Annotated in this window: 11 protein-coding genes and 1 pseudogene; 4 read left to right on the top strand and 8 right to left on the bottom strand. The window is 54.7% G+C overall.

Going from position 1 to position 12,479, the window contains the following annotated elements; all coding sequences use genetic code 11:
* Positions 1-31: 31 nt before the first annotated feature.
* The 3 genes from DWX58_RS06150 to DWX58_RS06140 form a co-directional block, all read right to left on the bottom strand.
* Positions 32-1,153, bottom strand: a complete 1,122-nt coding sequence (locus DWX58_RS06150; protein WP_118642097.1) for a phosphonoacetaldehyde reductase — start codon at positions 1,151-1,153, stop codon at positions 32-34.
* Complete coding sequence (phnX, locus tag DWX58_RS06145; protein WP_118642096.1) at positions 1,150-1,965, bottom strand: phosphonoacetaldehyde hydrolase; 816 nt, start codon at positions 1,963-1,965, stop codon at positions 1,150-1,152. Before phnX ends, DWX58_RS06150 begins: the two co-directional genes overlap by 4 nt.
* A gap of 168 nt (positions 1,966-2,133) precedes the next feature.
* On the bottom strand, positions 2,134-2,892 hold the full coding sequence (locus DWX58_RS06140; RefSeq protein ID WP_118642095.1) for a DeoR/GlpR family DNA-binding transcription regulator: 759 nt from the start codon (positions 2,890-2,892) through the stop codon (positions 2,134-2,136).
* A 793-nt stretch (positions 2,893-3,685) separates the two neighbouring features.
* Here DWX58_RS06140 and DWX58_RS06135 point away from each other — a divergent pair.
* The 4 genes from DWX58_RS06135 to DWX58_RS06120 all read left to right on the top strand — a co-directional run bounded on the left by DWX58_RS06135 (position 3,686) and on the right by DWX58_RS06120 (position 8,226).
* Entirely contained in the window at positions 3,686-5,365 is a 1,680-nt protein-coding gene (locus DWX58_RS06135) for a hypothetical protein (RefSeq protein ID WP_147382243.1), read from the top strand.
* 74 nt (positions 5,366-5,439) lie between these two features.
* Positions 5,440-6,102: a suppressor of fused domain protein gene (locus tag DWX58_RS06130; protein WP_118642093.1), complete on the top strand. Its 663-nt coding sequence runs from the start codon at positions 5,440-5,442 to the stop codon at positions 6,100-6,102.
* Between the two features lie 66 nt (positions 6,103-6,168).
* On the top strand, positions 6,169-7,410 hold the full coding sequence (locus DWX58_RS06125) for a tetratricopeptide repeat protein (RefSeq protein WP_118642092.1): 1,242 nt from the start codon (positions 6,169-6,171) through the stop codon (positions 7,408-7,410).
* Between the two features lie 27 nt (positions 7,411-7,437).
* On the top strand, positions 7,438-8,226 hold the full coding sequence (locus DWX58_RS06120) for a DUF2185 domain-containing protein (RefSeq protein WP_118642091.1): 789 nt from the start codon (positions 7,438-7,440) through the stop codon (positions 8,224-8,226).
* Positions 8,227-8,353: 127 nt separating this feature from the next.
* Here the strand turns inward: DWX58_RS06120 and DWX58_RS06115 are convergent, their stop codons facing one another.
* From DWX58_RS06115 to DWX58_RS06100, 5 genes and pseudogenes are all read right to left on the bottom strand, one after another.
* A complete protein-coding gene (locus DWX58_RS06115; RefSeq protein ID WP_243093287.1) occupies positions 8,354-9,784 on the bottom strand; it encodes a beta-glucuronidase in 1,431 nt (476 codons plus the stop codon).
* Positions 9,785-9,886: 102 nt separating this feature from the next.
* A pseudogene (locus DWX58_RS06110) lies at positions 9,887-10,102 on the bottom strand (AI-2E family transporter); the annotation flags it as partial.
* A gap of 164 nt (positions 10,103-10,266) precedes the next feature.
* Entirely contained in the window at positions 10,267-11,247 is a 981-nt protein-coding gene (locus tag DWX58_RS15615) for a phospholipase D-like domain-containing protein (protein WP_243093286.1), read from the bottom strand.
* On the bottom strand, positions 11,199-11,645 hold the full coding sequence (locus DWX58_RS15610) for a PLDc N-terminal domain-containing protein (protein WP_243093285.1): 447 nt from the start codon (positions 11,643-11,645) through the stop codon (positions 11,199-11,201). Before DWX58_RS15610 ends, DWX58_RS15615 begins: the two co-directional genes overlap by 49 nt.
* A 153-nt stretch (positions 11,646-11,798) precedes the next feature.
* Positions 11,799-12,479, bottom strand: coding sequence for a VTT domain-containing protein (locus tag DWX58_RS06100; protein WP_118642090.1), 681 nt, complete (start codon positions 12,477-12,479; stop codon positions 11,799-11,801).

Below are 12,479 nucleotides of genomic sequence, written 5' to 3'. Positions count from 1 at the left end.
CTTTTTTGATTCGGTCTGGTTTGATTTGTTCTCAATATATCTGCTCCAGAATGGAGAGGATTGTCTCTACGTCAATGGGAACCGGATTGTTGTCCGCCCGTCCCTTGGTGATGCCCAGCTGAGCCAAACGGGGCAGGTCTTCCCGCTGTGCGCCCCACGCCGACAGCGTGGCGGGCTGGCCGGAGCGGCCCAGAATATCCCGGATTTTCGTTTCCAACTCCTCCGGGCTGGAGACACCCAGAGCATCCAGCAGAGGACCGGACTGGGCAATCGCCGGGGCATTGAGCCGGAACACCGGCCCCAGCAGCATGCTCACTGCCGCGCCATGGGGGATGCCGCAGTGCATGGTCAACGGGTAGGAGATGGAGTGGCAGGCGGTGGTCTTGGTATTGCTGAAGGCCAGCCCAGCCATCATGCTGCCCCGGGCCATAGCATCGTGGGCCTCCATGGTTCCGGCCAAAAGGCCGTCCATGCCGCCCATGATCGTGCGGATGGCCTCCAGAGCCAGGCCACGGGACACGGCGTTGGTTCCTCTGGCCCAATAGCTTTCAATGGCGTGGGCCGCTGCATCCAGGGCGGAGGACACGGCCAGCGGCAGCGGCATCCCCGCTGCCAGCTCCGGGTCCACCAGGGCGGCAAAGGCATAATTTTCACGACACTCCACCGAACGCTTGGCGTCCTTTTCCGGGTCCCAAATGGTGGCCCAGCAGGTGACCTCGCTGCCCGTACCCGCCGTGGTGGGTACGCCAATCCACCGGGTGGAGGGCCGGCCGTAGTCCTTTTCCTCAATCAGCCGCCGCAGGGTATCTGCGTCGGACAGCTCTTTTCCGTACAGGCAGCACAGGGATTTTCCCACATCCATGATGCTGCCGCCGCCCACGGCCACCACTGCCTCCGGGGCAAAGTCTCTGGTGGCCTGATAGGTTTCAAAGAGCTGTTCCACCGTGGGATTGGAAGCCCGAAACACCTGGCCGCGAATGGTGAAACCAGCGTTGGACAGGCTAGAGAAGGCGGGCAGGTCCAGAACCGCCTCGCTCCACACCAACAGGAGTACATTCCGCCGTGCCAGCCCCATGCTTTCCAGCAGCCCGGTCAGCTCCGCCGTGCAGCCGGCTCCCTCGATGGTCTGGACGGGATTATAGTATCGGTTCAACGTGCTGCCTCCTGTTCTGGCATGCGGCGCTCCAGCTCCGCCAGTGCGGCGGGCAGGTCCCGGATGGAGTCGATGACCAGGTCGGCTCCCGCCTCTGTGTAGCGCTCGGCTGCCTTTTGCTTGCGCTGCGCCAACTCCTCCGGATCCATGGCCTCATACTCGGCCCGGGTCAGCCCCAGCAGGTTGGAACCGGTGAGAATGCCGATGCTCCAGGCCCCGGCGTTCTTTCCTTCCAGGATGTCCACCACCGTGTCGCCCACTTTTACCACAGCACGGGGCGGATACACGTTCAGCCGGCGCATACACTCGTAGAGCATGAACGGAGTGGGACGGCTGGCGCCGGTTACGTCAGGAGTCACCACGCAGTCGGCCTCATAGCCCAGCTCCGCTGCCCGGGGCAGCACCTGCTCCATCATCTGGGAGGTGTAGCCCGTGGTGGAACCAATTTTCAGTCCCTTCTCCCGCAGCTGGCGGACAGTCTCCACCACACCGGGGATGGGAACGCTGTACTCTGCCACCATCTGGTACAGGATACCTTCAAATTTTTCATACAGCCGCTCCACATCCTGCTCGGTCCAGCTTGCGCCATACCGCTCTTTCCACTGACGGTCTCCGGAGGGGGAGGTGAGCAGCGCACGAATGTGGGCCTTTTTCTCCATGCCCATGGGTGCGTTAATCTCCTCCTTGGTCAGGACAATCCCTTCCTCACGAAACACTCGGTCAAATACCACGCTGGGCGCCACACCTCCGTAGTCCGTAGTGGTTCCGGCCCAGTCAAACACAACCATCTGAATGCGGTTCATTTCCGCCATGTCTAACACTCCTTGCTTTTGCTTGCTGCTTTGTGCTGTTATTTGTGCTTACAGCCAAATTATAAACGGCATAATACGGCAAAAACAAGCATGCTCGTATCAAATGAATGTAAAAAATAGCGCAAAAAACCGCAGGATCAAACCTGCGGTTTTTACATATCAATATTTTTACCGAATCTCAATGCCTTTGCTCCGATATTTTTCCTTCACTTCGGGGGGGATATGGTCATCCATCAGCAACAAATCCACCTGCTCTGGGGAAAGCGCCATACATTTGGAACACTGCCCCAGCTTGCTGGAGTCCATCACTGCGATTACCCTGCGGGAGTTTTGGGCCAGAAGCCGGATCACGCCGATCTCATCCAAACGGAAATCGGTGTAGCCATCCTGATAGTTGACAGCGTTGATGGAGAGAAAAGCCAGATCCGGTCGGTAGGCAGCAAACTCCTGCTCACACACTGTGCCATAGGTGGAGCGCTCCAGAGGATCCATCGTGCCGCCTATGGCAATCAGACGGATGGCAGGATTTTGCATCAGGACACTGAGCGCTGCGTAATTGTTGGTCACTACGGTAAATTTAAGATTCAGACCAGCCAGCTCCTGTGCCAGTACCGTGTTGGTTGTTCCGGAGTTAAGAGCAACCACATCTCCTTCACTAATCAGTGACACTGCCTTGCGGGCAGCCTCCCGTTTCAGCTCGCTGTGGATGATTTCCCGGCCGGTAAAGTTGGAAAAAGAGTTCCGGTCTTCCGGCAGGCAGGCGCCGCCCCGGATGTATTTGATGAGGCCTTCCTGCTCCATGTTTTTCAGATCACGGCGGACCGTATCCACTGAAACCTGTAAAAGCTGGCTCAGTTCCGCTACCTTTACGGTAGACTGGAGTTGGAGCTGCTGTAAGATTAGTTCCGCACGTTCATTATACAGCATAATGAAACAGTTCCCCTTTTTGCGGTGTTTTTTTAAAGTATACCGCAAATTACAGCAGCCCGCAAGAAAAGGTTCATCCTGTCAGCAACATTTCCCGAAAAGTTTTTGGCCACCGCGCAGCGTGTAGTGGGGGAGAGGGCGGCTAGAAAACCTTCCGTCTGTTTCTGCGGAACTTCTGGGTAAAGCTATCCAGTGATGCTTCGATGCAGGATTTTTGTTTTTCCCACGCTGGGTTCCTACATGCTGTTAGAGCAATCTCCCGCAGATATGTCTAAACGAGGATGGACATATACGGTTTTGTGAGCAGGTTAAAAATACTTACCTCAAAACAGGATTGAAGAAAGTTTCGGAAGCAATTATAATCGAAGATAATGAGTGCGTTAAAGGGCTTTTTAGAATGCAATCGGATGGGGAGATACTAGGAAAGAAGAGCGCATGCTGTAAGTCAATGGTTGGGACGATACCGGATTGCCGTCAGGAAGGGGAAAATGGATTCATTGCTGAGTCGCACTCACGAATGAATGTAAGATCTTTTTTGCGGCTAGTTTAATGCTCTGTGCCAAATTTTCTCCCTGAGACTTGGTACAGGGCTTTTTTGCCTTAATTAAGAGATGCTGCTGTGCGTGGAAACATTGGTTTGTCTGTAGGTGTTGGAGCGGCACGCAAATTACCTGTGAAATTGGAATATTGATGAAATCATTTGTTTGAATAAAAGTTGGAAGTGGCACAACAGCTTATTTGTCGAGCTTTTTCCTGAATACTGCAACGTTTGAGTAAGTAAAAGGAGGATACCATGGAATCAAAGGGAACTTCAAAGAAGCGTTTTTATCTCAAGTGGCCATGGAATGTAGTTACCTACATAGTTCTAGTGGCCGTTCTGCGTATCTTTGCCATTCCGATAATCCTCCTTATCATGTGGTGGAATAAAAGACAGCAGCCGGATGGACCGGAGGAGGGCTACTGTCTCCAGCGGACCCGGGGGAGACTCACTGGGCTGATTTGGGCAGCCCTCTTTCTGGCTGGAGGCGGACTGGCAATCTGGTTCTTTATGACTGCTCAGTCCATGCCCTATGAGGCGGAACGGCTAAAAGAGGAACTGAGCTTCGGCTATTATGTAATCCCAGTGGCGGGAGCGGCTGCAATACTGGTGGGCGTCTTCCTGGCTTACCGGAGTCTTCTGGACGCTCTGGTCCCGGAGAAAAGCGCTTTGGCCCAGTCCATCCGCAACCAGCTCCCATACCCGGATGAAGCGCCGCCGGTGAAGGAGCTTTTTGCCATGGTGGACCGGGACCTGAAAGCTAATGGCCTATGGTGCGGTAAGCTGGGTGTGGGCAAGGAGTGGGTGCTGGGAGACGAGGTCTCCTCCATTCCCCGCATCCGAGGGGTGTTCAGCCGGGAGGAGCACCGCACCCGCCGGGCCGGAAAGCGCACCCAGGCCGTCCACATCTATGAGATCTGGATCGTAGACGACCGGCGGGAGCGTCAGGTCACCACATTGAAGTCCAGGAAAGAGCTGGAGGAGGCCATGGACTGCCTGCGCCGCCGGGCCCCTGCCGCTCTGTTCGGGGTGTACGACTCCAAGGAGTACCAGGACTTGGTCTACGCCAAGGAGGAGGAGCAGCAGTACGCCCAGGAGCGGGCCTACCGCCAGCGGAAGACCCAGTTCGAGGAACAGGAGCGGAAAGAGCAGGAGCGGCTGGCCCAGAACCAAGTGCTCACCCTGCCCGACGGCTCGGTGACCTCCCGAATTACCTGGGATACCATCCATGAGCTGCTGCGCCGGCCTGATCAGGTGGGACAGACTGTCCCCCTCCAGCTGGTGCCCGGCGTCCCCATCCAGGGCCAGGGACACACCTTCAGCCGTCTAGTAGGCCTCGCCGGCGGCGGAGCACAGCCCACCCGTATCTTGATGGAGGAGTACTCCGGCACCCCCGGTGTGCCCGGTCAGTACGCCTGGACCCGGGATATGTCCGCCGGTGAGGCGGAGGAGGTGCTGCGGGGCTGGCTGCGGGGGGAAATCCCGGATCTGAAGAACTGGACACACATGGAGCGCTCCGGCCGCACCTGGCAGCAGGTGTTGGAGCATCGGAGCAGGGGACCTGCCCCCACTCCGCCCCAACCCCACCGGGACTGGCCCTGGCGCATGACTGCAGGAAGGGATCCCGGCAGTGCGCCTGATTTCAGCTGGAATGATCTTGAGAAAGGGCTGCGGGCGCTCCGTCAGGAGGAGGACAGCTATCTGGTTTTGGAGCAGAGGGACCCCCAAAACCCGGAGCGATTCTGGTTTATCCAAAGCGCGATGGCGCTGGAAGGGCCGCAGGCCGGGATGTACGCGGTGGAGATCGGCTGCTCCGGCCCGGACGGCCCCCTCCTGTGGGAGCGGATGGTGCCCGATGTGCGGGATGTTATAGAGTGTTTCTCTGATGCTTACTATCATAGAGGCCTGGATGTCTCCGGTTTCCAAGAGATATAGGTTTGCAGAATATCCCATATATTTGACACAAGTTGTAAAAGCAGCACAATAAATTGGAAAATTATGGTGATGTTATGACAAAAGAAGAGTTTTTGATTCGTATAAAAGAGGATGAAAATTATTCACCTGGATGGCAAGCTATTGATGATGCTTTTGAAAAACTTTACCCAGGACAAAACCCTGAACATTTTGGGACGCTTCTGACATCAAGAGCAATGCTGGGCGGCGATGAATATTTAGATGGGTTTTCCATATACAGCTCTCCGAAAGGCTATAAACATTTAGTTACCTATGGAATGACAGTGCTTTACGGTGATGAAGATGCTTTCGGTGGTGAATGGAACGGCTGGGGCTATGAAATGACAATGAAGTTAAAAGAGAAAAACTCGGAGAACTGTATGTGGGCAATTGATATGATGTCCAATCTGGCAAGATATACATATCAAACTAAGCGTTTTTTCGAGCCAAATCAATATGTTAAGGGCAATGGAACCTCTCTGCACATCGGCTCAGATTCTTTGATAACCGCACTTTTGTTAGTAAAAGATACAGAAGCGGAATCTCAAATATCCGTATATGGAAAGACGGAATTCATTCAACTTGTCGGAATAACCGAATCGGAGATGCAGGCAATTATTGAGAATAAAAATAACGTGCCCAAGTTAATTGAGCTTATGAAAGCAGATGGCAATCAGGATTTGGTCACGGATATGAGAAGAACGAAATCGTATCTATAAGCCAACCGAAGCTCCTTTGAACATGAAATTAGATTAGATTCAAAAACGGAACAGGAGGCCATACCTATGGGACGGTTTTTCAGCGACCCGGTGGAGCGGGCACTCAAGTACATCTACTATGACCTGCGCTCCCGGCGGGGGCAGGAGGGCTTGCAGCTTCTCCAGCAGGCGGTGCAGGAGGGGGACGCGGACGCCTGCTGTCTGCTGGCCCGGTGCCTGTACGGGCCGGAGTACACCTGGCCGGGGCATAATTTCCCCGTGGATGAGCAGATGGGAGACGAACTTATGCGCCGCTCCGTGCTGGAGGGCAGTGCCATCGGAACGCTGCTGTCCCTGCGCTGTGGAGTGATGAACCGGAAGCTGGCCCAGGCCATGCCCCTGAGTTTTCAGGAGGCCTTTGATACCGTGCTGGACAAGGCGGAGCACGGGGAGCCCCTGTGCCAGATGATCATCGGCAATTCCTACTACTGGGGAGATTTCCCGGAAATTCAGGGCAAGACCCGGGAGGATTTTGACAGCGACGACGCCGTCCAAAGCTATCTGCGGGAGAATTACGCCAAGTGCGAGGACTGGCTGTGGAGGTCCCTGCGCAGCGGCATCTCCACCGGTGGCGTCAACCTAGCTAATTTCTACCGGGAGGGGAAGGCAGGGCTCATCTCTCCCCGGCCGGAGAAGGCCATCGAGGTGTACCGCTATGGAGCGGAGAAGGGCTATCCCAGTTACTTCTTCTACTATGCCAACGAGCTCTATGACCAGGGGAACAAAGGGGAGGCCTTTGACTTTTACCGCAGGGCGGCAGAGGCGGGGGAGCCCCGGGCCTTTTTCTGGGCGGGCTACTCCTATGAGTTGGGAGAGGGAGTCCCCAAGGACAATGCCCGGGCCGCCCAATACTATCATCAGGCGCTCTCGGCACCCATCCAGGAAAAAGTGAACCCTGCCAACCGAATGGGCATGTGCTACTATGACGGGCGCGGCGTGGAGCGGGATTACGCCAAGGCCTTCCAGCTTTTGAAGTGGGCGGAGGACCACGGCGGTCCGGCCATGCTTTACTACCTGGGGGCCTGCTACGCCAACGGCCAGGGGACTCAGCAGGACTACGCCAAGGCCTTTGCCTATCTGGAAAAGGTCAACTGGGATTGCCCTCACGCGTTTTATCTTCTGGGAAAGATGTACTGCAACGGCCTGGGGGTGCCGGAGGACATTGCAAAGGGTGTGGAATATCTTCAAAAGGCCGGCGATTATGTAGAAGTTAAAGAGGAATTAAGACACTATAAAAAGACCCTGTTTGGCAAATGGGTGCGGCGATAAGATGGAACGACCCACGGAGGAAACAATATGAACCAAATTTTGAAAGAACTTCGTGCCATCGCAGGCCGGGAGCGGGCCCGCTGTCTGCCCGAAGTCACAGATCAGGACCTGGAAAAAAACGGCGCACTCTTTTATATGAATGGGCAGAATGGAACCGAATTTGACTGGTATGTCAATGACCGTCTGTCGTCTTTTATGGTATTTTATAATGATGAAGCCAATCTCGGGGCAGTCAAGCTGCATCTCAGCCACAACGGGACTGCGGATGTGTTTCTCTACGGTGAGCAGGGGAAAAAACTTCTGAAACAGGAGACTGTGCCGGTAGAGGCCACGGAGCAGGAGTTGTTGGAACTGGCGGTTCTCCTGCGGTGCGAGGCAGACGACAAGCGGCTGTGGGACGCTGACATCGAGACGCTAAACACTGATGACGCCCCGGAGCCCGCCGTTGTGGCGGAGTTTCGAAGCAGACAGGGGGGCTACACTGCCATGCGCGACCGCCGCATCCTGCTGGACAAGCGGGCCATGGTCTCGAAAAAAATCCTGGACGAGGGCTGGAAAGTGGGGTACATGGAGCGGGTGGAGCCACACGACGCGGAAGACAGCGGGTGGTTCTTTGCCTCGGGTACGGAGGAGCAGGGCTATCTGGACGACTACCGCAATATTCAACTGCTGCCGGTGGGAGTGGTATGGCAGCAGCTGGACCGGGACATTTTCGCATACATTGATCGCCCGGTGGGCACTCGGCTGATTCGAACCGCGTCGGATCAGTTTGATGTGGACCGGTTGGATCAGGAAATCTACACCGTGAAACGCTGAGTTATTGAGGCACAGATTACAAAAATCCCAAACTATTGTGAGAAGGTCCAGCCTGTGTTAATTCATAGGCTGGGCCTTACGTTATGAATCTGAAATCAATAAGTTTTATGGCTGTATCAAACCAATTTCATAAAACAAGAAACGTACAACTGCCTGGTGCAAGCAGAACAGTGCCCTGGGGCTGCAGCTCGGGTGTCAATTCAGGAATACCGCAAGTGCCCGAAATGGTTAAGTCTTTTCCGTTTAGCAGCATTGTAGGAGAACGCATTGCTTGGGCATGCAGTGTGTAGCGATGGGCTTCTTTGGGGAGCATCACGGAAATGGTGTCCGTGAGCGAATTGTTGAGGATCAAATAGACTACTCCACAGACTCCGTCTTTTCGGGAGTGACAGTAAATATGGATGTTTTCACGGTTGAGTTCCCTGCAATCATATACGGCCGTTCCCATCAGTCGATTCCAAAGCAGAACGGCAAAGTAATTGGGGCGGGGCAGAAAGGTGCCGTGCTCCAGAAAACCGTAGTCGGAGGAGGCTAATGTGTTGTGAAAAATCACGCCGTCGGTGATGGTGGAATAGCTGCCCAGCTCGTTCAGCGTACGCAGGACATCCAGATAGGTGGAGGCCCAGGTATCTCCGCCTCCGCCGGCGTCGCCGGATTCCGTGACCCACATCTGTCCGCCGGGGACAAATCTGTCTCTGAGTGCGGCGTGGGCTCTGGCGCAGTCCGGAGCCACCGCCAGGTATGCGTCGCTGTGGGCCATATGACCGGGCCAGTGGGCGGTGGGCAGGACCCAGGCAATCCGCTCAGAGACGCCGTTGTAATAATGGTAACTGAATACATCTAGGGGGATTTGTGTGCCTGCCAGCAGCTCTTCCGTGGTGCAGGTCTTGGTCATACTGGCAATTCCAGCCCCAAACCCTTTGCCCTCCGCACCGACAGCAGCAGGATCCCCGGTGGTACATGGGCCGACCAGAAGACAGTTGGGGTAATTTGCTCGAACCCACGTATATAGAATATCCTGGTCCCGGGCATAGTCCGAGGCGGTATAGCCTTGGGGAGCACCGGACAGCTCCAGCATATTGGGTTCATTCATAAATTCCACGGCATCAATGTCCCTGCCATACCGATGACTGAAGTCGAAGATCTTCTTTGCCTGGGTCAGATCCAGCGGTCCCCCGTGGGGGTGATCACCGGCACAGTTGCTGACGGAGATCAGCAGCTTGGCCCCGACATGAGCGACAAAGTCCAAAACTCCCATCCACTGTTCACGGGTCAGGACATTGCCATAGCCATCAGGCGCCTTCCCTCCGGTTACACCTTCAAAGTCATAATAGGTTTTGGTGGTCCATGTGCCGGATATGCGGATCCAGGCAGGACCCAGAGCCTTGGTAAGCTCCCGCAGCCGCCTGTTATGCAGGTCGATAGGAGGATAATACTCCATCAGCTCCGGCATGGCGGTCACATCGGTGAAGGATGTGACAGAAGGAAATCCCGATGTGCCGGCAATCTGCTCTCCGGTATAGGATTTCCAGAAGGTCCCACCGGTCACCTCTGTCATCTCAATGTTACTAGGACATAAGCCTCTTGTCCACATGGCGGAGAAAATGGGTCGGGCAAACAGGCAAGGGGATGCTTCCTTGTGCACTTCGGTTTTCATTTTTCATGTTACATACTCCTTTGTTTGAAAACGATCGGCAACCTCCACGATAAGCCGATGCAAAGCTGAGGCAGGAGGAACGCGCAGCAGTATTCCCGGAATGCCCATCAAACTGCCGCCCAGCGTGACGGCTGTCAGCACCCAAATTGCTGGAAGGTTGATTTTCGATCCGACCACCCTTGGATAGATCAGGTTTCCTTCCACCTGCTGCAAGATCAGCAGCGGTTTTGCAAGACCTGCAAGCCAGGAAAACGCCTGGGCAATACTGCTGATATGGCGCGGGCGAGATAAATCAAAACGCAGCAGGTGATTGTTCCAATGACCCATTTGCTGATGCACGCCGTTTTTCCGGGGTATCAAACATGGAAAACTCCTGGCTATTGTTACATCAGCGGTGCAAACAGACGGAGGATCTCCTGAAACAGATGCACCAGGAAATTGCTGCGGCAGGTTTCCACCAGAATGGGGCGGCAGGTCTGGAGGGTAGTAAGAAAATCCTGCTTGATGTCCTGAATAGCGGGGCTGCCGAACAGGAGCGCTCCGCACTCAAAGTGGAGATACAGACTGCGGAAATCCAAATTGGTGGTGCCCACAGTGGCGACCCGGTCATCAGATACAAAGGTCTTGGCGTGCATGAAGCCCTTTTCATATTCATAGACCCGGACTCCCGCGCGAACCAGATCTCGATAGTAGGAGCGGGTGGTCATGTGGATGGCCCACTTGTCCCAGCGGTGGGGCGTAATGATCCGAACATCCACGCCGCGTTTTGCTGCCAGCGTTAGGGCGGATACCATACTGTCGTCCACAATGAGGTAGGGGGTGTTGATGTAAACATAGTCCCGGGCCTGATTGAGGATCTGAAGGTAAACGTGCTCCCCCACATTTTCCGTGTCCAGAGGACTATCGGCGTAGGGCTGCACAAACCCTTCCCCGGAAACGGTGCAGGGCTGTCCTGACCAGGGATAATAGATCTGAAAATCCTCCTGCCGTCCGGTACAGATCTGCCACATCTCCAGAAACATGATGGTAAAGCTCCACGCAGCCTTGCCTTCCACCAAAATCCCGGCATCCTTCCAGTGCCCGTGCTTTTCAATGGCGTTGATATACTCGTCGGCCAGGTTGATTCCACCGGTATAGGCTACTTTCCCGTCGATGGAAATAATTTTTCGGTGATCCCGGTTGTTCTGCTTGGCGGTCAGAAAGGGGCGGAATGGGTTAAAGAGTACGCATTCGATTCCACATTGCCGCAGCTGCTGGGGGTAGTTTTGCGGTAAGAGGAGAAAACAGCCGATATCGTCATAAATCAGGCGCACCTTCACGCCTTGGGCGACCTTTTTTTCAGAATGTTCAGGATGGAGTCCCACATGTTTCCCTCCTGAACAATGAAGAACTCCAGAAAGATGTAATGCTCCGCCTGTTCCAGTGCAGGCAGCAGGGCCTCAAAAAGTCGTTCGCCAGGTGAAAAATATTGCACTGAGGTGTGATCGTAGATAGGAAAGCCAGCGGTATTCTGGAGGTAGCGTACCTGGGGAAACAGCTCTCCCACGTATTTTTCAGCCGCATCATATCCTGTCCCGGGCAGGGCAAACTGTACTGCGTTTTCTGCCTCCACAGTGCGGACCTTTTTGGCCAGGCTGCGGGTGGGGCCCTGAACATGGAACATGAGATAGAGCAGTCCGCCAAACAGCGGGAAGAGCAGGATCAGAAAGACCCAAGCAGTTTTATAGGCGGCCTTGTCTCGCTTGGACACAACGTGCAGCACTGTTAAGAAGCTCAGAATCGTCAGAATTACGTTTAAGGTTTGGAAGATCCGCCCGCCCCGGACCAACAGGTGGATCAGAAATGCGGCTTGGGCGACCAACAGAAAGATGATCAGAATCCGCTGACGAAAATAATTGGCGAAACCATTTCTGATTCATATGTGGTCTTCCTTTCCTTTTTGCCGCTTCAGATAGATATAGTAGAGCACGGTCGATAAGAACGCCAGGCTGACAGAGAGCACCGCGGAAATCCAAAAGGCAGGTGAAGATGGATCTTGAATGCTGAGGCCCATGATGGTGGCTGGGATCATGCCCGGCAAGATGCCCAAGGTTCCACCCAAAAGATTATGCCAAAAAGGAGTGCGGGTGGCGCCCAAGTACATGGTGACAAGATCGCCCGGAAGGCAGCTGATGGCGCGCAGGAAGAAGCAGAGAAAAAAAGAGTGGTTCTGCTGCTGTTTCATGACGGCCTGAAATTTGGGGTATTTCTGGGTCAGCTTGCTGACCTGGCGGAGCCCCAAAGCGCGGCCGATCCAGTAAGGAATGATCAGAATGATCCATATGCCAATAAGATTGATGACCAGAGCGGCGGGGGCAGGGAAGAGATAGCCGGCGGCTATTTCCAGAAGGAGCAGGGGGAAGACAACGGTCGCGCTTTTCAGCCCGTAGCACAGAAGCAGCAGGGCTGCAGTCAGAACGGAATTTTGGGGTGTACAGGTCAAAACTGTGTCCAGGGAGAGGTTGGAACGCAGAATCAAAATCACTGCAAGCCCCAAAAGGATCACACCCAGTACACATCCTGCGATATAAAATCTCCGTGGACGACGGTTTCTCAT

It is taken from the genome of Pseudoflavonifractor sp. AF19-9AC, assembly GCF_003478995.1.
In the GTDB taxonomy this organism is placed as follows: Bacteria; Bacillota; Clostridia; order Oscillospirales; family Oscillospiraceae; genus Lawsonibacter.
The sequence above is the reverse complement of the archived record's forward strand: the minus strand, read 5'-3'. Positions and strand labels throughout refer to the sequence as shown.